This is a genomic window from Verruconatronum alginivorum, assembly GCF_056590205.1.
Window position 1 is genome coordinate 2,168,414 of the sequence record NZ_JBWPVQ010000001.1, and the last position, 24,829, is coordinate 2,193,242.

Below are 24,829 nucleotides of genomic sequence, written 5' to 3' on the forward strand. Positions count from 1 at the left end.
TTCAGTACGCTCTGGGATTGGCCCAGATAAAGTTGTTTTGTCCGGGAAAGAAACCACCCGGAATGGCTCGCAGCTCGAGTTGCCGGGCGCCTTCGGGAATGCGAACTGAGATTTCGAATACGCGGCGACCGTCGTCGTGAAGCTGAAGCTTGGAAGGATTGATGATCGGCGTTTCATATGCCAGGCGACCATCAAACAGGACCTGGAAGCGCGCGCACGGGCGCCGGTCCTCGGCGTCATCGATGCCGACTTCGACGGCAAAGAACCGCCACTCTTCATCCAGATCCGCACGGATGGCCGCATCTCCGCGGGTGGAGACCCCGTGGTCGATCCTCTTCCCCATCAGTCGCATTTCATCGGCGAGGAAGGATTCATTGGCCTTCAATTCTCCCGAGGTTGCGGTGAAACGGGTGGAGAGACCGGCGCCCGGACGGGAGGGTAGATCATCCCGGGAGACCGAAAGGTCGCGATATGAATCGAATCGAACGCGGATGACTTCGGATCTTTCGTTCGCCCCGTTGTCCATGACGAACGCTTCGAGAATGCCGCTTCTCCGAATCGTGACTCCCTCATTGTTTGACACGGCGGAAAACTCGGGACTGGCATCCCCGTCCACCAGGAAACGCGCCATGACCCGCCGGTTTTCCGGCAACGCTTCGAACCGAACATCGGTGCGGGCAGGGAGAATGGACCGGTAGGGGGAGCGGATGCGCGGTGCCGGAACAGGCTGTTCCGTTCCTTCGTTCCCGTCCACCAGGAGAAGTCCCCATGGAGTGACTGGCGGCAGTTCGATTGTCTCTCCAGTGTAGCTGGTGATCGTCACGGGATCCTCTCCTGGACGAAGGAAAGTGAGCCGGGCGGATTCCGAACCGGCGACTTTTGCCGGATCGAAGGTGAGTTCGATCGGGGAGTTTTTTTCGTTCCAATCGACAAGGTGAATCACGGTCGAATCTTCCGCCGGGTTGGCGCGGAGAAAAGCAAAAACATTCGGTTGGTTGAGCCAGATCCGTCGTTCCGGGGCTCCCTGGTCAAAGAGCAGCTCTTTGTTCGGCAACCAGGAGTAGAGCCGGGCCAAAGTGTCGATTCCCGAGACACTCAGCATTTCATGGCCGTCGAAGTGTTTCCGGTAATTGGATACGAAATAAAAAAGGTCTCCGTAGTCTGCGAACGTGCCGTAGTAACGCGGAGCGTCGTGCATGTACATGCACCAGGGAACCAGAGGAATCGTGCCGATGGCATAGGCGGTTGCGATATGCCGCCGCAAATCATTGGTGAATCCGGGAATCTCTTCGTAGTTCCGGTCGACCATGGAGATCCAGGCTTGTGTCTTGCCCGCGGTCCGGGCGTATTCGCTCATGATCAGAAGGGTTTGGGGCTGATTGTGGTGGGATTGATACTCTCCGATGCGAAAATCGAAGGCCTCCTCGTAGAGGTGAACCGGTCCGACGGCATTGAGCGACCAGGGGATTTTCCGCTGGGTCCGTTCTTCTACCCGTTCCCTGAGCTTCAAAAAGAAATCCCGGTCCGCCTGCAGCATCGCGTCCAAATAGACTTGCATGAGGGGACTGCCGCGCCATTGCCACAATCTCTGATCGGTCGGAGCTCCGAGTTCCCTGAAATGGGAACGGACATTGAAGGAAGTGACATCTTCCACTCCCAAGGCGCGCAACTTCTCGATGGAAAAGTTTGCCTGCAGGAAATCTCTGAAGTAATTGACGGCGGAATCGGTAAAGTTCCCCCCTGAGCGCGGCGCGTAATAGCTCGAGGCCGGATCGTCGCGATGAATCGTATCAATTCCCGTTTCGTACAGGCTTAGCAAGTAATCGACGTAGTAGTCGAGCCATTCAGGGTTGGTGTGGTCCGGTTCGAAATGGGTGACCATGTGATCCGCTCCGAACCGCGTCCGGTGGTGCCGAATCACTTGTTTGTTCTCCACACTGCGAATGGTGAAGCGATTGACAAATTCGAGGGTCTCCGGCCGGGATAAGGTGTCGATCCAAAGTTCGCGGGCGTTTTGCTGCATGGTCGTGCCGATCCCGATATTTTTCGCCTGGACCTTTTGGTTGAATTCACGCGTGTTCTCATAGATCCAGACGATCCGGTCGACATTGAATTCGTTGGCCACCGCGATCGTATCCCTGGGATCCCTCTCGGTTCCGGGCCAAGGGCGAAGGCTTCGCATGAGAACATCCCCCAGGTCAATCGGCGCGGGCGGGGTGCCGGTCTCCGGAACATCCGCGTCCCCGGCGACAGGCCTCCCGCCTGTTTGGCTAAGACTGTCGAATGATTCGCGGCGCTCCTGCGTCGGCGCGTCCTCGCAGGCGCTCAGGAGCAACATGGAGGAGAGAAGCACCGGCGTGAGAAGTGCTCTTGGCCGAAGCTTCTTCCGGACCGAGCGCGGCTTGGGCAAAATCAAATTGAGCATCAGTGATGAGCATGCCATCGGCGGCCGGCCGCAAACAGCGGAAAACCTTTGTGTATTTCGCCATCTCAATAAGAAAACGGACATGACGGATTCGGGAGTGGGGGAACTCCCGGAACATCGACCCCATTCGCCTGGTGCGGCTGAGAGCGCGGAGCTTGTCCTGGCCAATGCGGTGGACCCGCGGATATGTCCGGTTATCGATGAGAATGGCGTTTTTTTTGAAGCCCCTGGGGTTGAAGGATTACCAGCTAAACCACAGTATGCCCGTAATGACAAATAAATCTTTCATACTTGCCGCGTCAGTTATTTTCACCCTGGGCACGGTCGTCATTCCTCGTTCGGCCTTAGCGCAGATTCATCTTAAGGAATGCGATGAAAGGCAATGGTACAAGGGCCAGACCCACGTTCATACGCTCTGGAGCGACGGTCAGAGCCCGCCTGAGTTGATAGCGGCCTGGCACAGGGACAACGGATATCATTTTGTGGTGATGACCGATCACCATGTGGTGCATCAAGGGAATGGATGGTATGAAATCAGGGAGGAGGGAAACCTGACACAGGCGCGCGTGGAAGCACTTGTTGACCGGTATGGTAAGGATTGGGTTGAAATCCGTCGCAATAACCACTGGGAAGAAATGCGATTAAAGACCATGGATGAGATCAAGGCAAAGTTCGACGAACCCGGCCGGTTTCTTGTAGGCCAGGGAGAGGAAGTGACCACAGTGACGCGTTTCACTGAGAACGGGAAGGACTTGCGGAGAATCGTGCATGTGAACGCGCTCAATACCCGCGAACCGGTTGCCGTACCTTCACTCCGGACGACGGGCAATTTTAACATCAGTCACATTGTCCAAAATGTCAGTCACCAGGAGGAGAAATACGGCATCCCGATGCTTGCATTTCTCAATCATATCAACCACCATGAAGGCTTCCCGCCAGGCGAGCTGATTGACGTCCGGGATTTCCGTTTTTTTGAAATCTTCAACAGTGGTCAGCGTGACCGGAACTGGGGAATTTCTCACCTGCATCAGGAATCCATGGACCGCATTTGGGATATATTGTTGGCATTCCGTTTACAGGACGATCCGGAGAATTTACTCTATGGAGTCGGAACGAGCGATGATCACGGGTATCGCTATGATCCGGAATCTGGTGACGATGAGGCCTGGATTCAGGTGCTTGCTGACGAGTTGAGCATGGAGAGCCTTATCCGGGCCATGAAGCGGGGTGATTTCTATGCGAGCACGGGAGTGAAACTTAACGAGATCTCCTGGGATGGCAGAGAATATAAGGTAGAGCCTGCAGTGGAGGATGGCGCAAGCTACCGCACGGTCTTCTACGGGACGCGGAAGGGCTTCGATCCGACATCGATGCCGGCATTGGACGACGATGGCAACGAGATCACGAGCGATTTGCGGGACTTTAGAACCTACAGCGACGAAATCGGCATAGTTTTGCATGAGACGAAGGAAGTGCCGGCCATATATAAGGCGAAAGGCGACGAACTCTATGTACGAGCGAAAGTGATTTCGTCGAAGGAAATGTCTGTAAGGGGAGTGCCAGATGCGAAGCAAAAGGCATGGACGCAACCAGTCGTGGTTCGAGATGAAATGCGATAAGGGGAAAATGCATGCTCATTCTGCTTCCGAAATGACTTCCGGGGATGGATTTCTTACAGGCCCCGCCCGGCATCCCATCGTTCATCAAGGTGCGGCTGAGGACTTCTTTGAAGGAGCGCTCATGGGAAACGGGGGGCTCGGATGTGTGGTGACGGCGCGTCCGGATGCCTTGCACCTTTATTTTGGCCACAATAATGTATGGGACCGGCGCATACCTGCTCCCCCGGCATCCGACGACGACACGTTTCAAAAAGTCTTCGAGAAAATCGCTCAATTGCCGGGGAACTTGCCCTCTCTGCGCGATGATCCCTGGTTCGAGCGTCATTTCGCGTATAACTTTTCCCGTTACGGCGAAGAGTATCCCCGGCCGCTTCCCTGCGGGAGCATCGTGCTGGGGTGGGACCGTAGAAAGTATGAGGTCATTCGGTATGAGTTGAGCATACTCGACGGGGTGCTCCGGATCGAATTGTTGCACGATGACGGGAAGGTTTGGTTGGAGTTGTTTCTCGAACTGGGGGCAGATTCCGTCTGGATACGTTCGGTGGATGAGCGGGGAAGCCCGGTTGAGAGTCCGGTCGAGAGGGTGGCGCTTTATCCGGATTCCTCCATGCCCGCGGAGTTTCCCATATATCAGGCCTTCGCCAATCCGGAGACCGGGCATCTCGGTTTTTCCCAGGAACTGCCATTCCGCACGGAGTCGCCGGAAGAGGGTGAAGAGGACCGCTTCTTTCAGTTGGAGTTCGTTGCTGACATCGTGTTGGAAGACCGGCGGGTCTCCCTGAATATGAATCATCCGAAACGGTACGTGGATGCCGTTGAACCCGATTTTTCCGCACTGAGCCAACGCACTCCGCTTCTGGAGAAATATTTTAAATCCAGCGACCCCCTGTTGGTCCGGATCGATTTCCGGGAGGGACTTCTCAGCGAGAAGCCGGCGGCGCAGGCGTCCAGGCCACCCGTCGCGGAAGGATGGAATTCCGCGTGCCGGGGGTCAGCGGATCTCTGGCGGGAATTCTGGGCAAGCTGCGCCGTGACCTTGGACGATGAATTCCTTGAGCGCATCTGGTACCACAACAACTATTTTCTGCGCAGTGTGTTGCGCCCGGGAGCCAACGCCCCGGGGATTTTTGGGCCGTGGGTCTTCGACCGGATCGGGACCGCATGGCATGGCGATTATCATTTCAACTACAACACGCAACAAGCCTTTTGGGGGTGCTTTTCGAGCAATCATCCCGAGTTGCACCTGCCTTACGTCGAACTCCTGGAGCATTGTCTGTTGCCAATGGCGGAAGCATGGGCGGAGGAGTATTACGGGATGCGAGGCGCCTGTTTTCCCTATTGCGCGGTGCCGGTCAAGATGAAGAAACCACTGCTATTGGGGGCTGACTGGAGCTGGGGCGTGGGGATCAGCGCCTGGATCGTGCAGAGCACCTGGTGGCATTATCGCTATACTGGCGACCGCGATCTCTTGAAGAACCGGACGTATCCATTGCTTCAAGCCGTGGCGCTATTTTTGGTCGACTACCTGTCGCGTCCTGAGTGCCGGGGGGAGCGTTGGGGGGATGACCGTATCCATATTTTTCCATCCCTTTCCCAGGAACTTTACCGGATGCGTCCCGGCTTCGCTTTTAACTGCGATGGCATTGCGGATCTGGCGATGGTCCGTTTCCTGTTTCGCGCCTATCTTGAGGCCTCGACCGTCCTGGAACAAGCAGGGGAAGCCCTCTGCTCCGAGGTGAGGGAAATCCTCGACAAGCTGGCTCCGTATCCGACTGCGACGGGGAATTCCGGAGAGGTGTTTGTTTCCATGCCGGGAGAGGACCCGGAGGTCGTTCACAATGCGCCCCAGCCGCTGATGCCGGTTTTCCCGGCAGAGGAATACGGCCTGCACTCCGCGCCGGAGGTTTTGGAGATGGCCCGCCGCACCTATCGCAGTCACCGGAACGAAGGCGGGAACGAGCTTGTTTTCTATCATTTGCAAGGAGCGAGGTTGGGATGCCTCGATCTCGACCGTTTCAAGCGTCAGGTGCAGTATTGCCTGCTCCCAAACGGCACTTGCACCGACAAAAATCTGATGGCTGGCGGGCGGTTTGGGGACATTCATTCCTTTTCCTACATGAAGCGCATGGGAATCTGGGTGGAGAATTTCTCATTGCCTGCGGTGATCAACGAGTGCCTGTTGCAAAGTTATACGGGCATATTGAGATTATTTCCAAACTGGACCCGGCCATCGGCTTCCTTTCGGAACCTTCGCGCGGCCGGCGCTTTCCTGGTGTCGGCGGAAAAGCGGGAGGGCAAAATTCTGCGTTTCGAGGTTTTCGCGGAACACGAAGGCAGCCTTCAATTTTATAATCCATGGCCTGGAAAGCCGGTCATTCAGAATGTTCGTGGCGTTGAGGAAACCCTCGAGGGGGATGAGATCGAGGTCTTCGTTATGGCCGGCACACGGAGTATCTTTATTTCTAGGTGACTTTACCGATGAAACTTCACTGTATATGCGGGGCCATGGAAGCGGCGGGTTCGGACCTGGATGGCGCCCCCGGGCCCATGACGCTGGAACATTTCCGGTTTAATTAGTCAAGTAATGGCTATGGCACGAACAAAGAGATGATTTGGGAAAGATTACGGCTTGGGTTCCGGCGCTGTTCCTGGCTTGGGTTGGCAATGAGCGCGATTGCGTGGCCGGTTTCCATTCGAGCGGAGACAGGCGTCCAGCCGAACATCGTCTTCATTTTGGCGGACGATCTCGGGCGGGAATGGGTCAGTGCTTATGGATCGGAGAAGATCCGGACGCCGCGAATCGACCAGCTCGCCGATGAAGGTATGCGGTTCGAAAATGCCTATGCGATGCCTCAATGCACGCCCACGCGCCTGACGCTCCTGACCGGTCAGCATCCCTACCGGCACGGTTGGGTGAACCACTGGGACGTTCCACGTTGGGGGAACGGGGCGCATTTCGATACCCGTGAGAATACTTCAATGGGCCTGATCATGCGCGAGGCGGGTTACAAGACGGCGGCCTCGGGGAAATGGCAGGTGAGTGATTTCCGTGTTGAGCCTGACGCCATGGACAAAGCGGGATTTGACGACTGGGCGATGTGGACAGGCGGAGAGGCGGGAAACCTGCTGGTCAGCCAGGAGAGGTATTGGAATCCCTACATTCACACCCGCGACGGCAGCCGGACGTATGACGGCGAGTTTGGTCCTGACCTGTTCTCGAGCTTCTTGATTGATTTTATGTATAAGCACGCGTCCGATCCGCTGTTTATTTATTACTCGATGGTCTTGCCGCATGTGCCTTTTACTACGACTCCGGACGAACCGGATGCAGAAGGAGAATTGGGCCAATACAAGGCCATGGTGCGATATTTGGACAAGATGGTGGGACGATTCATTGATGCGGTTAACGAAGGGGATTTTGCGCGGCCGACCCTGATCATCTTTACCAGTGATAATGGAAGCACCAACATTCCTGGAAGAATTCACGGAAGGGAGGTTACTGGAGGGAAGACGGAGCTGAACGAGTTTGGCACAGCGATGCCCTTCATCGCGTGGGGGCCGGGGTTGGTCCCCGCGGGAGTGGCTACGGCGGCGCTGACTGACTTCGCCGACCTTCTCCCGACATTCGCAAAGCTTGCGGGTGTTCCGCTGCCGGACGGACCCGGACGGGAAGTGGATGGAAGGTCGATTGTGCCGGTGTTATTCGGAGATTCGGATTCCTCGGACCGCGAGTGGATTCTGTCGATGGGCGGGCATCCGGCGGAGTTCAGAGAGGGCCGTGTGGTTCCGAGGGTGGACTTCGCCGCTCGTGTCTTGCGTGACAAGCGATGGAAGGCATGGGTCAACGAGGATCGGGAAATCCATCGCCTGCATGATCTGGGGAACGATCCCTTTGAAGAAGTAAATCTAGTCGGTTCCGATGATGTGGAGGCGATTGTCGCCCGAAACCGTTTGGCTGAAATTGTTCGTTCCCTGCCGGAGCGAGACGCTGCTCCGCGATATCGGCCGAATCCACCGCGGCCCTGGGATAAAGATCCCCGGTGGGGTGAGGACTCGCATGAGAAAGAATGATTCATGTCAGATCATAGCGCCGTTTTCTGCCTCATTTTATACACTAATATTAAATGGCCATATCAATGTTGATCGAAACCAGAAAACCGATGACACACACGCTCCGGAAGACATTCTTCTTTGGTCTCACCATGGCCGGTGTTTTCTTTCTCGATGGGCCGGTCCATGCGGATAAACCTCTCAACATCGTGCTGTTGGTTGCCGACGACCTGGGATACGGGGATGTATCGCTGTTCCGGGAGGAAGGTCTTCCTTCTCCCCAAGGAGAGAATCGACCCCCGATCTACACACCCGAGATCGACGCCCTGGGAACGGACGGATTGATCCTGACCGATTTCTATGCCAACTGCTCGGTATGCAGCCCGACCCGGGCCGCCATCATGACAGGGAGGTATCAACATCGGAGCGGAGTTACGAACGTGTTGGGTCAAACCAGAAACGCCTTCATCTCGGCCTATCCGGAAGCCGAAGAACCGTTTGTCGGACTGCGGTCCGATGAGACAACCGTCGCCGAGGTCCTCCAGGCGGGTGGATACCGGACCGGAATGATCGGCAAGTGGCATCTGGGTCCCCTTGAAGAACCGGGATACCATCCGCTGGACCACGGTTTCGAGCATTTCGTCGGGGTGCAGGGAAGCGCCGAAAACATGTTTTCCATGGTCCGGAGCGGCCAGTCCATCCTTTACCGCAATCGCGAACGGGTGCCTGCGTCAGGAAGGTATTGGACCTATGTTCAAGCTGAGGAGGCCTTGGCCTTTGTGGATCAGGAGGACGACCGTCCCTTTTTCCTTTACGTGGGGTTCAATGCTCCTCATGGGTCCTCCAGAGTCGGGCCTGGCGACAAGGATAGAACGGAAAACGAATGGAGTCCGACTGGCCCTTTCCGCACCGATTACGGGCGAATCCATAAGGAGCTCGTCGAGGCGCTGGACGAGGCAGTGGGAATGATACGCAAAGGTCTCGAAGCCCGGGGGCTGATGGAAAACACACTCCTCGTCTTCACTTCGGACAACGGTCAGTCGGGGTATGGTTATCCGCCCTTCAATCAACACCTGGGAAAGCAAACCGTGTATGAGGGAGGGGTGCGCGTGCCAACGGTGGTCTATTGGCCGGGGAGCATCGAGGCGGGCCGGATTTCGGGAGCGCCGACCATGACGATGGACCTTTTCCCCACCTTTCTGGGGTTGACCGGGGTGGAGCCGTTTCCGGATGCAAGGCCGTTCGACGGTATCGATCTTTCCGGTCTCCTCAGGCATGGCGAAGAACCCGAGAGGATATTGTTCTGGGAAAAACCTTACCAGGTATGGATGGAGCATTTCGAGAACCGGATTTTTGCGGTACGGGACGGCGACTGGAAGTTGATTCGCTCCCACGTGAGCCGCCCGTTGGAATTATATAATTTGAAGGAGGACAGATCGGAATTAAACAACGTCACCGACGAAAACCCGGAACGGGTTTTAAAGATGATGCGGGCTTTCGCATCATGGCGGGAGGATGTTTGGAGCGACGCTCCCTATGACCGGGATGATTTTGTCAAGCGGCTTCGGGAGAATGGGACTATCACCGATGAGACCACCAATGAAGTCAAACGCGGCTACTGACCTGTTCCGGTTTCGCGCCGGTGGAATACAATTCAATTAAGAGTATCGTAATGCGAAATCAGAATCGGCGTATTACAAGATGGCAGGGAAACCTGTTCATCGTGGGTTTATCGACAATCCTCACGGGCCTGTTGCACGGGGCGGCTTTGCGGGAGGATTTCCAAAAAGGCTTCGGTCCGGGGGAGCTTTCCGGGCAACAAGGTTGGACACGGGGCTTTGGCGCGGAGCCGCATCCCTCCGCCTGGGTCGAGCAGGAGAATGGAGTCCAATTTCTGGGCAGCCGCGACGACTCGCGGAACCTCTTGCGCGTCGAACGCCTTGGTATTGGCAAACGAAGCGGGCTGACCTTGATTTTCGATGTGCGGGCCGTCGCGGAGAACGCGAACGCGGCGTTTGGAATCGGAACCTTTGATCCGGGCCGGGCCAGCATCGGCCAGGCGGCCCATGTCGGCCTTCAAAATGGTGTTTGGATAGTGCGGGGTGAAATCCTGGGGGAGGCCGCTCAGGCCCGCGACACAAATGGAAATACAGTATCACCGGTCGTTGGTCATTGGTATCGGGTAAAGTCTGAGTGGGATCCCGCCGACGGCGGAAAGGCCACGCTTGCGATCAAGAATCTCACCGAGGGAGAGGCGGACTTCACCCCGCTTTATTTTGATGCCGGGCAAAACGAGAATCAAGCCCCCCTTGGCATTGGATCCCCCGGAGCGACGACCGGCTGGGATGGAATCTACATTCGCCTTCGGCAGGCCAATCTTGACAACCTTTCCGTCTCGGGGAGAGAGGCGGAAGTTCTGAATGCCGGGGGAGGCGCCGGGGACTTTGAAAACTGGAGGGAGCTTCGTCATGGGGATATCCTGATGCGCAGCATCCGGCCCTGGCCTCGGCCTCCGAGGGTGGAAAGGGACACCCTGGCAACCGCTGAAGCCTTCAAGGTCGACCGCATCGTCTGGATTTATGAAAACGATTTTGAATTCAACCAGCAGGCCAGACAAAGGGGAATTGGCATCGGGACCACCATGGCACAAAATGCCCGGGAGTTTTGGATCGATGACCTGCCCCGCGACGAAATCCTCGACCTGGTCGAGCGTTTTACCATCCGCAATGTCGAAGGCGAGCAGGTGATTCGCAGTCACCGGATGCGGTTCGGAGGAGACCACCTGGTCACCCATTTCGAACCCGACCAGACCAATCCGGAGTGGACGAAATATTATGCGGAATATCTTGTTTCACTGTACGGCCTTGGCATTGACGCCATCCACCGCGACGATCCGGCCGCATCCTATTTTGCACCACGTTCGGGAGGGAATTTCACCGATTCCGCGGTGACTTACTTTCGAAACTACCTGAAGGACAATTTCGACGAAACCCAACTGAGGGCCCTCGGGGTGGAGGATGTGGAAACCTTCAACGTGAGGAGGCATTTCAGGGAGTTGGGAGCGCCGCCGGACCACACTCTGTGGGCTTGGCGGGGCAGCCCCTTGGTTCCGGTTTACCTGGATGCCATGATGCAGGCCGACCGGGATTTTTACCTGGAGCTTAAGGCGATCGTTGAGGAGAAAACGGGCATAAAGATCCCCTGGTCGTTGAATAAATCCGGGCCGATGTTCGAGTATGAAGCAGCCTTTGACTTCCGGATAGGAGAATTTCAGGCCCATCTCAACCAGCCGCAATCCATGCTCATCAAGTCTGAGCGTGCCCGCGGGGCGAACAGAATGCAGGCGCTGGTGTCGATGGTAGACCGAAATTATGAGACCAATCCTGATTTTGTTCCGAATTTACGACGACACATTGCCACAGCCTACGGGACGGGAATGATTCCAATGGTTCCCTGGTGTATGTATATGCACGATGCTCCCCGTTATTATGGAACTCTAGAGGATTTTGGGGACCTCTACCATTTTGTTTCCGGGAACCGCGAATACTTTGACGATTATCACCTTGTGAGTACGTCCGGGATTGACGAAATCGCGCGCCTATACTCCTGGTTGCCGAACAAGGAACTGATTTATGAAGGGGGAGGGGATTTGACAGATAGAATCTGGATCAACACGAAAAATGTTTTCGGGTTTTTGCGAAAAAATCCCGATGCGAACGTCCAGGTGATTCATTTGGTCGATTGGAATGAGGAGCCGGCCGCAACACGGGTGACCCTGGATCCGGGGCCAATCGCCGGCTCGGAAAACGTGCGGTTAAGCTTTCTTCGCCCCGGTGAAGAGCCTTGGGTCGTTTCACCCTACCGGGGCGAGACCGTCGAGTTGCCAGCCATCTCGCCGTGGGGCATCATCTTGTTGGAGCCCCTGCGCGAAGGCGGTGCCGGGATTAAGGCTCCTGGAATTCGGGAACCGCGACGATCGATTGTTCCCAGGGGTTCTACTATTCTCTTTTCCGAAGCGGACCGGGGCCATAAGATCATGGCCCGGTTGGTCGACCCCGCGAATCGAGGCGACCGGGGATCCTTCCAGGAAGTCAATCCCGCAAAAGGTCTGAGCATCAATTCGGATGCTATTCTCGAAGCATACGTGCTGGATCCACAAACCGGAAGGCAATCCGCGCAGATCAACGTGCGATTGAGGGTATTTAAGGATTATACTGTCCCGCAAAAAATAGATCGCAACGGTCGCCGGGCGGTCGATCTATCTGAACGTTTCACGGCCGTTTCCGGCGCCTTGAAGACCAATGCCTCCTTCCATGGCGAAAAGATTTTTCTCATGGGCCAGGAAATCACACGAGGGTTCTCAACCCAGGGAGATGTTCGCCTGAGGACAGAGGTTAATCCGGAGTGGGAATTTTTCTCGGTCCGGGTGGGAATCGACGATCTGGAAGACCGGCGTCCTTGCGGGAGATTTCAGATTTACTTCGACAACCGGCTGGCTTACGAAACTCCTATCGTCAACCCCTCAAAACGACAACTGATTGACAGCGAAAGGCGCGAATTTTCAATCACTCTGCGCATTCCAGAAGGAACCGATAGGATTGAACTCAGGACCGTGCGGGGAGGTTTTTTTGAGGATCAGAATAATTTCGTCTGGGCCTATCCCTCGGCTTTCTGAATAACCGACCGTTCGCTTTATTATCACTCAAGCCTAAGCGTTAAAGGTTCAACCTCATCCCTTGAAATAACATTCATGTAGTTAGATTCCATCCGAAAAGGGTTTTTACGAGCGGCGATTGTTTGATTGAAGATGGATGTTTGGTGGATGGGTGGAATCCGGCACCCCCAAAGGCAGTAACCAAACAGTGAATACGGTCCGAATCGTCGTTTTGGAACCAAATTGAGCAGGATCGGTACAGGACCGATCCTCCGTCTTCGACGTTCTTTGTTTGGAATGACGGGGGGACCTCGCTCAAGCGACTTGGCACCGTCGTTTTCGCTTTCGCAGCAGGATCGTCCGACACGCATTGTAGGCCAGGCACTTCTCCAAAAATTCCTCGCGGGCTGCCGCAATGCCTGTCCGGCTGAGTTGGCCGAAGTCGAAGCCATACTTCAGGCAAAACATTAAAGACTCCACGGCCGAACGGCCGGCCCGGGCCAGGCGATACTCCTCCCCGTCCCAGTCCTCGCCAAGGAGCTTCTTTCCCTTCGATCCACTGATGCTGACGATCTCCACTCCCAACTCCCTGACCCGATCATGGCCCTCCCGCGAAGAATAGCCGTCGTCCACGCTGGTCAGGTGCGGTATGACTCCAGTGTTGGCGATCGCTCTTTCCACCATCGGCACCAGGTTGGAGGAATCGGAGGTGTTGCCTGAATCGACCTTCAGCGCGACGACATATCCATTGGCGCTTCGGGCCAATTGCGGCTTGTAGCCGATGACCGGCTGGCGACCTCCCTTTTGGATGTAAGCCGCCGAGCGGTCGTGAACGCTCAAGACGCGCTCGGTCGAAGGAAAGGTTTTTTCTTCGAAAATGCGTTGGCGCATTTGTTCGAGCGACTTCGTGGCGAGGTGCAGACTCTCGACAAACAGATCGACACGCGCTTTGGCCTGTTGGCGCAAGCTGGGCAGGATCCGCCCGTTGTCGAGTCGTTCGTTCCAGCTTGCCTCCACGCGCTTGAACTCGTTATCCGCATGGCAAAGAAGTTTGGCCGCCAACTCAATGAACTCCCGGCAAAACTTCTGGAACTTCTTCTTTTTCTTAGCGTTAAGATTGATTTGAAAAGGCTTTTTCGAGAGCTCTTCGAGGTAGCTCTCCATGCGTCCCGGGCGGATATTTGCCAAACCGAAAAGCTCGAACTTGCGGCCGATCTCATAAAGGCGCCGGGCCAGGACGAAGATGGTCTTGGCATCGGTCGGCCAGCACGAATTGGCCTTGGTCGCGGTACTATCGATCAGGACCTGATCGAAGCTGTCGAGCTCTTCCCGGCTGGCCCGGTTTAACTGGGCGGAAAGGATCGCCTCACGCGTTTCAAGGCTGATCGCATTGAGCAACTCGCTCATGGTCGAACGCCCCGGCAGGCTCAGCCCGCGTCCGACCAGAAAAGCTTCCAGGCTTTTGGACTCGCCCATGAAATCCAGCGCTTCCTTGTTGGTGCAGGAGCCGTGATAGCCGCGCGTCAACAGCAAAACCCCCGCTACCGCGCCAGGCATCCGTGGCCGCCCTTGTTCGAGCACCTCCAGTTTACCCGGCAGTTTCCGGCCCTTGGCATCGAAGCGTGGCGGCGGAAAACTCTCGGGAAGGTTTTCGAGCCCGGCCAACGCACCGTTTTGGCTCTGGAGAAAAAGACGGTCGGCCCGCCGAAGCTTCTTTTTCTCCAAGCCGTGCCGGTCGAGATCGGCCTCGATTTTCACCACCAAATCGGGCCTCGAATCGAATAAATCGGCACTTTCGGCCAAGAACTCGCTGAAATCCGTGCTCGCGGCGTAATAAAAGTTATTGAAACAGGGCGTGAAATGTGCAGGATTGCCGTTGGCCTCAGTTGTTGAACTATGGTTAGGTTTAGTCATTTAACCACAACAGCTTGAGGCCGCTTGTATTTCAAGCTTAAATACGGTTAATATTCCCGTTTTCCTGGCCGATTTTCGATAGCCAATCACCTTTTCGGACACGCTCTAGTTATCGGGGCATTCCGTTTGGATGGAACCACAATTCTGAAGTGTACCGCAATGAGTCTTTGGATACAGAAAGAATTTTCGGAATGGTTCAATCGCCGATCGACCCAGTCCGCACACTTCCGCGCGGTCACTCTATCACGAGGACACTCCACGGATCGGCGGCGATCCCGCGGAAGCGCAACCAGCCATTGGTCTCTTCGGGTTCGACCACGGTGTGGTCGACAAGGATTTGGTAGGCCGGGTGTTGCTCCGGTCCTCGAAGGTTTCCGGACGGGCGCAGGGCGGATTGGCGGCGTTCGGCGAGACGGTGGAGGCGGTCGTCGTAGGGGGCGGGACGCAGGAGACGGGCGACGGAGTTGCCGGTGTTCCGCTGAATGGCTTCGGCCCGCACGAGGATGTCGGCTTCCTCGTCGGCGTCGCCCCAGTTAACGAGGTGGATGACAATGGGGGAGGCGGGGTCGCGCGGGCGCACCCGGAGGAAGGCATACGCCTCTCCGGACCCGTTGACGCGCAGGGGGTGGGTCTCCCAGCCGTGGACATCGGGGATGCCTTGGCCAAAGGCGGCGGCCTCTTCGAAGCCCTCCAGGTAGGGGGCCATGGCGCGAACAAAGCCGTAGAGGTCCGCGTAGTGGGCGGCTTCGCCGAAGTAGCGCCCGCTGCCGTCGTCGGTTTGCAGGAAGAGATCCCATGGGGCTTTGCACAGTCCGCCGAGGGCGTAAGCTTGGGCGGTCACCTTGCGGTTGAGGGTGCGGAAGGCGGCGTGGTCCTTCACCTGACCCATCGGTTTCGGGGTGGAGAGGACCTGTACTTTGCCGTGGCGGATGCCGGCGCGGTAGCGATCGTAGATGTGCTCCGGATTGGCGGTGCGGAACATCAACTCGGACATCGCCCAGTCGAACTGCAGGTGGGCTGGAGTCCATTGTTGCAGGGATGTGTTGTTGCAGGAGAACGGCACGGGACGGCCGGCGTGTTCGTTGAGGCCGGCGCGCAGGCGTTGGTAAAAATCGACTACGCCGTCGACGATAAATTGGTCGTAGAGTTGCTTGACGGGATTGTCGGGCTGCCACCGGTGGAACCAGCGCTGGGGCCGGTCCTCGGGCACACCGAGGCCGCGGAAATATTCGGCGACGTTGAAATTCGAAGGATCGGCGATACCCCATTCGCGCAGATCGTTTTCGTTGGCGTGTTCGACCAAGTAGCGCCCGAAGGCGGCGATGGCCTCGGGCCGGAAATCGTAACCTTGATTGATCGACATCCATCCTTCGTCGCGTTGCAGCGAGGTCACCCCGAGGTCGAGCTGGAGGGTGTAGTGACGCAGATGGGCGCGGAAAAATTCTTCGCTGAAGACGCTTCCTTGGCCGGGCGGCACATCCCAGCCGCGCTGGTGGTGCATGACGAAGACGTTGCCGTCGATATCGAGTGCACAGATGGCTTCGGGAGGCTGGTCGGTAAGGCCGCGCACTTGGTTGATCGTTCCCGCACCGGCCCCACCGACGAGAAAGCCGTCCGCCGTCGCTTCGCGGACAAAGCGGGCAGCGGTATCGTGGTCGACACCATCCATATGCGGATTGAGGTAGGTCCACTCATGCCGGGTGACATGGAAAGCGCGGCTCGCCTCAATGGAATTGTGTTCGTTGTCGTCGACCCGGGGCCGCAGGCTGCGCATGATCACATCGGAGGCGCGGGGAGCGTGGGCGGGCCGCCAGAGCGGATCGGACTTGCTGAAGACCGTTTCGGCGGTTGTTTCGGCGTGTGCCGCCCCGGCAAGTAGCGCAATGAAGGCTAGAAGGATCGGCGTGTGATGCCAACGAAACGAAGTGGATACGGAGATCATTTTATGATGCATAGCTAGGTTTGAACCACCGGACGGCGCCGGGGGTTATTTTTGCCTGAAATTATCCTGAGATGGTATTGCATGCAACGGTGCGGAACTGCACAATCCGGACGATTTTTGTCGCAAAGCGGACCTCCGTAACCCGGAGTTTGGTCGGTATTTTCACAGGTCAGTTTCCAGAGGTATTCATCGCTTGAATGGTGAAGAAGCCGCGATCCTTGCGTGAACTCGAAACCGACATCGCCGTTCCCCGCGGCCGGAACCAGGAGTCCGAGCATAAGCGCCAGCGACCAGCGTAGCAGATGTTTGGTCTTCCGGGTCCTTTCGCTTGATTGTGCTTTGTGCAACACATTCGTTTTGTCGGTACGAAGGTCGGGCGCGCGGGAGCGTCTGTGAAAAGGCGCGGTGTTCGGCGATGGCGTCGAGTTCTCCGCCGACGCGGTAGCGGACTTCGCCGCGCCCGGCGGAGGTTTTTGAGTTTCCGGTCACCAGGATTATGGTTTTTCGATAACGAGGATACTCCACGGATTGGCGGTGATGGACTGGAAGCGCAGCCAGCCATCGGCGGTCTCTTCGGGATCGATCACGGTGTAGTCGACAAGGATTTGGTAGGCCGGGTGTTGCTCCGGTCCTCGAAGGTTTCCGGGCAAGCGGAGCGCGGCCTGACGATGCTCGGCGAGGCGGTGGAGGCGTTCGTCGTAGGGAGCGGGACGCAGAAGACGGGCGACGGAGTTGCCGGTGTTCCGCTGAATGGCTTCGGCCCGCACGAGGATGTCGGCTTCCTCGTCGGCGTCGCCCCAGTTAACGAGGTGGATGACAATGGGGGAGGCGGGGTCGCGCGGGCGCACCCGGAGGAAGGCATAGACCGCGTCGGCCCCGTCGACGCGCAACGGATGGGTTTCCCATCCGTGGACATCGGGGATGCCGCTGCCAAAGGCGGAGGCTTCCTCGAATCCCTCCAGGTAGAGCGCCATGGCGCGAACGAAGCCGTAGAGGTCCGCGTAGTGGGCGGCTTCGCCGAAGTAGCGCCCGCTGCCGTCGGCGGTTTGAAGGAAAAGGTCCCATGGGGCTTTGCAAAGGCCGCCGAGGGCATAGGCCTGGGCGATCACCTTCCGATTGAGTTTGCGGAAGGCGACGGGGTCCTCGACTTCCCCGCCGGGCTTGGGTGTGGAAAGGACCTGCACCTTGTCGTGATTGATTCCGGCGCGATACCGATCGTAAAGGTGTTGGGGGTTGGCGGTGTTGAACATCAACTCGGACATCGCCCAGTCGAACTGCAGGTGGGCCGGGGTCCACTGCTGCCGCGAAGTGTTGTTGCAGGAAAAGGGCACATGGTTTCCGGTATGGTCGTTGAGACCGCCGCGCAGGCGTTGGTAAAAATCGACCACGCCGTCGACGACGAACTGGTCATAGATCCGTTTGACGGGATCGTCCGGGAGCCAGGTGCGGAACCAACGTTGACCGCCGTTCTCGGGGGGATTGAGACTCCTGAAGTAGGCGGCGACATCGAAATCCGCCGCATCGCCGATGCCCCATTCTTCACGTTCCGCGGCGGTGGAGTGGCGGGCGAGGTATTCGCGGAAAGCAGCCACGGCATCCGGGTTGAAATCGTAGCCATGGCTGATGGCCATCCATCCCTCGTCGCGTTGCAGGGACGTTGCGCCGAGGTCGAGTTGCTCCGTGTAGTGAGCAAGGTGAATACGGAAATATTCGTCGCTGAAGACGCTGCCCATTCCCGGAGGAGTATTCCAGCCGCGCTTGTGCGGCATGACATAAAGGCTGCCGTCGAGTTCCTGGACGCAAAAATCGACGATATTCATATCGGTGAAGCGGTCGACGTGGTGAGACGATCCCGAGCCCGCGCCGCCGACGAGGATGCCTTCTTCGCGCGCCCGCCGCATGAATTCGGCGGTCGCTTCAGCGCTTCCGCCCTGCATTTCGTAATTGAGGTAGGTCCATTCGTGCCGCGTGACATGGAAGGCTTGGCTCGCCTCAATGGAATTGTGTTCGTTGTCGTCGACCCGGGGCCGCAGGCTGCGCATGATCACATCGGAGGCCCGGGGAGCGTGGGCCGGCCGCCAGGCGGGATCGGCCTTGTCAAACACGGTTTCAGGCGCGCCCCCGAAAGCGGGCACCGCGGCGCCGACCAAGCAGAACGCGACGAGAATTTGCGCTAGGGAGAGATGGTTGGATAGTTTCATGATTATCTTGGATAGTTTTTTGATTCGACAAGACGTTTGTTGATCACTTCCGGGAGATTTCGATCAGGCCCCAAGGTTCGAGGAAGGGAATGCGCAATCGGAGTTGATCGCCGTCGCGTTCCGGCGTGAGAATGCTCTCTTCAACGAGGGGCCCGAAGTCGGCCGAGGCATTGGCGAGGGCGTGTGCGTCCGTATCGTAGGGGGCGGGCACGCGAAGGCGGAAGACCAGCGATTCCGGGTCGTCAAAAGCTTTGGTGTCGACCACGAGGGTAAACGGTTCGGGGCGCGTGCGCTCGATGTTCTCCGAAGGCGGATACATTCGGATGCGTTCCCCGGAAGGCGTGCGGAAGTGGTGCGGCGCTTCCGGGGGCGACTCCGGAAGGCCCCAGTCGACGAGATGCAGAAGGAGCGACTGATCCGGATCCTGAATCGGAGCACGTACGAAGCCGTAAACACCGCCGGTGCCCCCCTCCGCGCGGATCGCCGAGCCGTTCGGGCCGGCCCCTTCAATCCCCGGGCCGAAAGCCGCGCCTTCTTCGTAACCGCGCCAGTCGTGGGCGCGCACGAAGGCGTAGAGGTCGGCGATGTCGGCGGGATCGGCGAAGTACCGGCTAAGGCCGTCCGGCGACTGGTCGAAGACATCCCACGGGACTTTACCGATCATGCCGCAGGCGTAGGCCGTGGCCACGACCCGGCGCAGGAGACGGGTTTTGGCGGCTTCCGAGACTGGTTGGGCGCGTGTTTTCGGCGGACCGAGGACTTGGACTTTGCCTGCCTCACGCCCGATTCGGCTGCGCTGCCAGATATGCACGGGATTCGCCGTTTCAAGGAGCAATTCGGATATGGCGAAGTCGAATTCGCGGTGGTAGGTCTCCCACATTTGGAGGGAACTGTTATTGGCGGAAATGGTCAGGCCATTGCCGCCGTAATCCTTGATTTCCGCGAGAAATCGGTTCCAGAAGGCTGTCGTCGTTTCTTCCCAATACCGCACCCAATGGGGTCTGAGGGGACAGTCGAAGCGGGTGAAATCGTCGCCTACGGGCGCGCCGATGGCCCGGAGGTGTTCCGCGTAGTCGAAAGCGGTCACATCCTCGATGCCGAGGGCCTTCAGTTCGTCCGCGTTGAACTGGTCGGCCAGCCATTTCCGGAAGCCCGCCACTCCGGTCGGGGAAAATCCGCCGCCGTAGCGCTCGGCGGCAAAGACGGGCGATTCGGGTTCGTCGCGGTGCAGGGTTTCCGCGCCCCAGTCGATGATGCGGCGGTAGTAGGCGAGGTGGTGCTCGTAGAACGCGGGGTTGGACGGGTCGCCGATCCCGCGGAACTCGTCCCAGCCGCGCATGTGCGGTTGCACGACGGGGTTGCCGTCGAGATCGAGCATGTGGATGTCTCGCGGTTGTTGCGGGAACGCGCGGATGGAGCCGTGCAGACTCGCCGATCCCGCTCCGCCGAAGACGACGCCCGTCTGCCGAACCTGTTCGATGTTCGCCCGGTCGCGTTCGTCGAAGTCGATGTAAGTCCACTCGAGGCGGTTGGCATGAAAGTCCCGGATGGCCTGGAACGGGTCCGTAAGCGATCCGGGCGCCACCTTGCGGAACTCGAGTGTGCGCATCGTCACGTCGTTGGGCCCTGGACCGACGCGTTCGAAAGGCGGGAGGGCGCCCGCCGCCTCATGAAAGACCGACCACGCGGCCAACAGCGCCGGCGCGCCGACCGAGCAGGCGAGGGCGACACCGAGAGGTCCCACCAAACTGGAGAAGCGGCGGGGAGCGTGAAAACGGGTGTTGATCATCGTTGTGTAAGCTGTGGTTGAAGCCGGTTTAAACGAATCTTTCGAAACACTAATTTTCCGCTCCCTCGCGCTTTGCGCTCGCTTCTGTTGAGCGTGATTTTTATCTTTTTGTAAACCGCTTCGCGAAAAGCGAAGCGGCAACCGAAGCGATCATGAACGCGACGCGGTTCCGCTTCTTATGAAGTGTATCACAGGGTGGCGTTACAGGAAGACTCGTGCGCAGGATCAACGAAAGTGACATCTCACATTTTGTTTTCGCGCCTGCTGGAAGTCCCGCATCATTTCCTCCCACCAGGCATCCCATTGCCGGGTCATTTCCTCCATCCTCTTGGGTTCGAGCGCGGCAAGGTCCCTCATCTCCTGCGGGTCGTCGTCGATGTGAAAAAGTTGTGGAAGCAGAGGTTCTCCGACCTCTGGACGGACGGTTGGCGTCGGGTCGACGGGCATGAGGCGATGCGGTTCGACGCACCCCTGCTGGTACCAGATGTTGTCGCCTTCCCATTTCCAATTTCCTCCGTTGCGGAAGGGGAAACAGAGCTTCCAGGGGCCGTCGCGCATGGCGGCATTGCAGCGAGGTAGAGGATCGTAGCGGTTGAATTGCCAGTAGCGAAGGCGGGAAACCGTCTGGGTTTCCCCCCGGAGCAACGGCGCGACGCTGACTCCGTCAAAGGGGTGGAGGGGAGCGAAACAGGACAGCCCGGCCAACTCCATCAGAGTCGGAAACCAATCAACGCTGTTTATCATTTCATTCGAGTCGCGTCCGGCGGCGATCAGGCCGGGCGCATGCACAATGGCCGGTACGCGGATCCCGCCCTCGAGGACGTCCGATTTCATTCCGCGGAAGGGTCCATTGTAACGTTGGAAATCGTCTCCCAGCCAGGCGCCGTTGTCACTGGTAAACAAGACGATCGTCTCCTGTTCCAGATCGAGTTTCCGAAGCTGCTCCATGATCCGCCCGATCCCCGTATCCAAAATTTCGATCATCGCGTACAGGGTTGCTACGGTTGGGGAGAGATTGTGTTCCCGGGCGTATTTTTCGACGACCTCGGCAGGCGCCTGCATCGGGGCGTGGGGGGCATTGTAGGCAAGGTAAAGAAAGAATGGTTCCTCTGCATGCCGCTCAATGAAACCGACGGCCTCGTCGGTGAATACATCGGTGAGGTAGCGGCCGTCGGCGTGTTTGGTGGAGCCATTATAATCCAAAGCCCATCGCCAGTAGTCCATACCGCCGTTCAGGAAGCCTGCGAATTCATTGAAGCCGCGCGCATTCGGGTGGTAGGCGAGGTCGTGCAAACCATTGTGCCATTTCCCGATCATACCGGTCGCATAGCCATAATCCCGGAATGCCTCGGCCATGGTCCGCTCGGAAAGAGCGATCCGGTCAAGTCCCTTGTTGGAGGGGACGTCGACCGCGCCGCAGCGATGATGATGGCGGCCAGTGAGCAGACCCGCCCGCGAAGGGGCGCAGATCGGGGCCTCCGCATAATGCTGGAGCAGACGCGTTCCCCCTTGGGCCAGCGCGTCCAATGCCGGAGTTTGAACGATCGGATTGCCATAACATCCGAGGTCGCCGAAACCGAGGTCGTCGGCCAGGATGAGAATGACATTCCTGGGTTTGATTGATTCGTTCTGCATGAGGCTATTGATCAATGGGCGTGTCCGAAACGAGGCTGGCCGCCGGATCGTTGTTCTCCTTTTGCCAGTCAATTAGTCTGGCGCGCAACGTTCTGGCGGTGGACAGGATTTCATCGGGCGAATGGGCCGGGGAATAGTTCCAACGCGGGCTCGGATGCATGCGGTAAGGCTCGAGGAGGTTGTTCAGTTCGAGAGGGTCTTCCGCGAGGCAATAGAGCTCGTAGCGTCTGGAGAGGGGGAAGAACATCAACTTCCAGTCTGTGGTTCGGATCGCGCGCTGGGTTTCCCGCAGGCGGGGCTCTTCGAGATTCTGATCGGATGGCCCGGGGCTGCGAAACGCCGAGACGATGAAATCGCGGGTGCTCGAAGGTTGACCTGTTAGCATGGCGGCGTGAGACCGGCCATCCATGATCGTCTTCGGAGGCTCGATACCGCACAGGGTGCATAAGGTGGGGAAGATGTCGCAGTTCGTCGTCAATCCATCAATCGACGACCGGGCGGGGATTCCGGGTCCGGCCATGATCCATGGGACCCGGCAACTATGATCGTACATGTTCTCTTTGCCCAGCAACCCATGGCTGCCGACGGCCAACCCGTGATCGGAGGTGAAAACGATAATGGTCTTTTCGACTTGGCCGCTTTCCTCCAAGTAGTCGAGAAGACGACCGATGTGATGATCGTGGTGAGAGATCATCTGCCAGTAGCGTGCCCGGTATCGTCGAATATCGGCTTGCCGTCTTGGCCATGGAAGAAGGAGTTCATCCCGGATCGTAAGGTCGCCGTTGTCGTTTCGCGGTTCCGGAGCGTAATCCTCCGGGAGGGGCGTCTCCTCTGGAGGATACATTGAATTAAACGGTTTGGGACAATCGAACGGGTCGTGGGGGGAGTGATAGCCAAGATAACAGAACCACGGCCGGTCCGCGGGAGCCTGGCGGATCTCGGTGAGGGCCGCATCGGTGAAGAGATCCGTGGAATGGCCTTCGACTTCTTCCCTTTCCTCCTGGAAGCGCATGGAATGACCGTAACGGGAATACTCCCGCTGGTTCAGGTTGTCGCTGGGAAACACCCGGCGGGCCTGGTCAAAACCCCGGTCGAAGGGGTGCCCGTCGTTATGCCATTTGCCGGCAAATATCGTGTGATACCCCTGCTGGTGAAAGCACTCCGGCATCAAGGTCAGGTCCTTGTGGATCGGCTGACGAAACCACGTGACACCATTGTGGAAGCTGTGGCACCCGGTCAGGACTTCCGCCCGGCCCGGTGTGCAAATCGGTGTCGTTACAAACGTATTACGAAAAGAGGTTCCGCGCTGAATCAACCGGTCGAGGTTGGGAGTGAGCGGACGGATTGAGGAACCTCCCCAAAGCAGGTCGGCCCTCTGGTCGTCCATGAGGATGAAGAGAATGTTTGGATAGCGCGTCACAAGTTTGGTCCAGGTTCTTCATTGACTCTGTTGTACGAGGGCGGGAACTACAAAGTTAAACGCTTTATGGAAAACGCCATTGCATCATCAATCCGGACATTCGGCATGGCTGGGGAAGAGCCCAGGGTTATTTCATCTGGCCGATAACACCCCCGCGGTGGGGCTTCTGCCCTGTTGGAGTCCCGCCTTAAGGCCGAAATTTGAGTCGAGGTGGGGACCGCCTGAAGGCGGAACTTCAACAAATCGGCCAGATGAAACCTCCTTGGGGAGAGCCGGTGTCTAATCGTGTCATCTCGACCTCGTGGATCTTCGCGTAGGACCTATCCCGGCGGGAAGGGCGGGCCGTCAATTTGGACTCATTTGGCGGTCGAGTGACCGTTTTAAGCAAGAAATAGCCATTTTGGGAAAACATATCTCTTTGAAATCCGGGATCGGTACGGGAATTGTAACAGGATGAACCCAACAACGATTCTGCGAAAACGGATGAATTCACCCCGGCAGGTTTCAGAATCTTTACCGCCGTCGCGAGTTCGGGGATTTACCCTTATCGAACTTCTGACGGTGATTGCCGTCATTGGAATTCTGGCGGCAATCCTGATACCGGTTGTAGGACGGGTGCGCCAGACGGCAGCAAGGGCTACGTGCGGGTCGAATCTCAGGCAGGTAGGGACGGCGATCCATGTTTACGCGGGTGACAACGACGGGCGTCTTCCGGGGCCGGCATGGGTCGGGATCCCGTTCGACGTCAGGATGTTTACGTCCACCACCTATACCGGTCTCGGGTATTTTCTCGCCCCGTATCTGGTCGACCGCGTGCCGGCGCCGAATGAAATCTTCCGGGCGGAAATATTGATGAGCCCATCGTACCGGTTGAATCCTCCCCCGGTAGTCAGCGAAGCGGACATTGATCGTCATTATGTCCGCACGCACGATAATGTGATGCCCTTTGGGCACCGCGATGGAGCTAGCGACGATACGATTCGGGGGCCCAAGCGCCTGGAAACGCTCTCCCAGTATTACGGGTATCGGGAATTGTCCCGGATCTGGGCGATCCGGGTGCAGGATGAAGTGGTTCAAGATGGGCGAAACCATCTGTTCTTCGACGGTCATGTCAGTTTTTATCCCCGCGGGCAGAGCCTGAACAATGACGTCAGTCCGTAAAATCTGAAGGCTTCCGGGA

General features: G+C 57.6%; 16 protein-coding genes. 7 read left to right on the forward strand and 9 right to left on the reverse strand.

The genetic code is table 11. The annotated features are described in order from the left end of the window. Position 1 precedes the first annotated feature (1 nt). Positions 2 to 2,353: an NPCBM/NEW2 domain-containing protein gene (locus ACWUI2_RS07655; RefSeq protein WP_486982266.1), complete on the reverse strand. Its 2,352-nt coding sequence runs from the start codon at positions 2,351 to 2,353 to the stop codon at positions 2 to 4. Positions 2,354 to 2,402: 49 nt separating this feature from the next. On the opposite strand from ACWUI2_RS07655, the gene ACWUI2_RS07660 reads away from it, so the two are divergent. The 5 genes from ACWUI2_RS07660 to ACWUI2_RS07680 all read left to right on the forward strand — a co-directional run bounded on the left by ACWUI2_RS07660 (position 2,403) and on the right by ACWUI2_RS07680 (position 9,716). Continuing rightward, the gene (locus ACWUI2_RS07660) at positions 2,403 to 2,705 is read left to right on the forward strand and encodes a hypothetical protein (protein ID WP_486982267.1); all 303 of its coding nucleotides are present in this window, start codon (positions 2,403 to 2,405) and stop codon (positions 2,703 to 2,705) included. Next, positions 2,695 to 4,044, forward strand: a complete 1,350-nt coding sequence (locus ACWUI2_RS07665) for a CehA/McbA family metallohydrolase domain-containing protein (RefSeq protein ID WP_486982268.1) — start codon at positions 2,695 to 2,697, stop codon at positions 4,042 to 4,044. Before ACWUI2_RS07660 ends, ACWUI2_RS07665 begins: the two co-directional genes overlap by 11 nt. Before the next feature lie 121 nt (positions 4,045 to 4,165). Beyond that, a complete protein-coding gene (locus ACWUI2_RS07670) occupies positions 4,166 to 6,514 on the forward strand; it encodes a glycosyl hydrolase family 95 catalytic domain-containing protein (protein WP_486982269.1) in 2,349 nt (782 codons plus the stop codon). A 194-nt stretch (positions 6,515 to 6,708) separates the two neighbouring features. Then, on the forward strand, positions 6,709 to 8,115 hold the full coding sequence (locus ACWUI2_RS07675; protein ID WP_486982270.1) for a sulfatase family protein: 1,407 nt from the start codon (positions 6,709 to 6,711) through the stop codon (positions 8,113 to 8,115). Positions 8,116 to 8,204: 89 nt separating this feature from the next. Beyond that, a complete protein-coding gene (locus ACWUI2_RS07680) occupies positions 8,205 to 9,716 on the forward strand; it encodes a sulfatase-like hydrolase/transferase (protein WP_486982271.1) in 1,512 nt (503 codons plus the stop codon). A gap of 107 nt (positions 9,717 to 9,823) precedes the next feature. On the opposite strand, the gene ACWUI2_RS07685 is transcribed toward ACWUI2_RS07680, so the two are convergent. Beyond that, complete coding sequence (locus ACWUI2_RS07685; RefSeq protein WP_486982272.1) at positions 9,824 to 10,174, reverse strand: hypothetical protein; 351 nt, start codon at positions 10,172 to 10,174, stop codon at positions 9,824 to 9,826. A gap of 75 nt (positions 10,175 to 10,249) precedes the next feature. Next, positions 10,250 to 10,888, reverse strand: a complete 639-nt coding sequence (locus tag ACWUI2_RS07690) for a hypothetical protein (protein WP_486982273.1) — start codon at positions 10,886 to 10,888, stop codon at positions 10,250 to 10,252. A 333-nt stretch (positions 10,889 to 11,221) separates the two neighbouring features. Here ACWUI2_RS07690 and ACWUI2_RS07695 point away from each other — a divergent pair, with 333 nt between their 5' ends. Further along, positions 11,222 to 12,769 carry an NPCBM/NEW2 domain-containing protein gene (locus ACWUI2_RS07695; RefSeq protein ID WP_486982274.1) on the forward strand — a complete coding sequence of 516 codons (1,548 nt, stop codon included), beginning with the start codon at positions 11,222 to 11,224 and terminating at the stop codon, positions 12,767 to 12,769. Between the two features lie 294 nt (positions 12,770 to 13,063). On the opposite strand, the gene ACWUI2_RS07700 is transcribed toward ACWUI2_RS07695, so the two are convergent. The 6 genes from ACWUI2_RS07700 to ACWUI2_RS07725 form a co-directional block, all read right to left on the reverse strand. Then, positions 13,064 to 14,662 (reverse strand): transposase, encoded by a 1,599-nt coding sequence (locus ACWUI2_RS07700; RefSeq protein ID WP_486981012.1) that lies wholly within the window; start codon positions 14,660 to 14,662, stop codon positions 13,064 to 13,066. 235 nt (positions 14,663 to 14,897) lie between these two features. Beyond that, the gene (locus ACWUI2_RS07705; protein WP_486982275.1) at positions 14,898 to 16,604 is read right to left on the reverse strand and encodes a hypothetical protein; all 1,707 of its coding nucleotides are present in this window, start codon (positions 16,602 to 16,604) and stop codon (positions 14,898 to 14,900) included. Between the two features lie 494 nt (positions 16,605 to 17,098). Then, positions 17,099 to 18,805, reverse strand: coding sequence for a hypothetical protein (locus ACWUI2_RS07710; protein ID WP_486982276.1), 1,707 nt, complete (start codon positions 18,803 to 18,805; stop codon positions 17,099 to 17,101). A 43-nt stretch (positions 18,806 to 18,848) separates the two neighbouring features. Continuing rightward, entirely contained in the window at positions 18,849 to 20,594 is a 1,746-nt protein-coding gene (locus ACWUI2_RS07715) for a hypothetical protein (protein WP_486982277.1), read from the reverse strand. Between the two features lie 225 nt (positions 20,595 to 20,819). Then, positions 20,820 to 22,229 carry a sulfatase-like hydrolase/transferase gene (locus tag ACWUI2_RS07720; protein ID WP_486982278.1) on the reverse strand — a complete coding sequence of 470 codons (1,410 nt, stop codon included), beginning with the start codon at positions 22,227 to 22,229 and terminating at the stop codon, positions 20,820 to 20,822. A gap of 4 nt (positions 22,230 to 22,233) precedes the next feature. Then, positions 22,234 to 23,649 (reverse strand): sulfatase-like hydrolase/transferase, encoded by a 1,416-nt coding sequence (locus tag ACWUI2_RS07725; RefSeq protein ID WP_486982279.1) that lies wholly within the window; start codon positions 23,647 to 23,649, stop codon positions 22,234 to 22,236. Between the two features lie 483 nt (positions 23,650 to 24,132). Here ACWUI2_RS07725 and ACWUI2_RS07730 point away from each other — a divergent pair, with 483 nt between their 5' ends. Then, positions 24,133 to 24,810, forward strand: a complete 678-nt coding sequence (locus tag ACWUI2_RS07730; protein WP_486985053.1) for a type II secretion system protein — start codon at positions 24,133 to 24,135, stop codon at positions 24,808 to 24,810. Positions 24,811 to 24,829 lie beyond the last annotated feature (19 nt).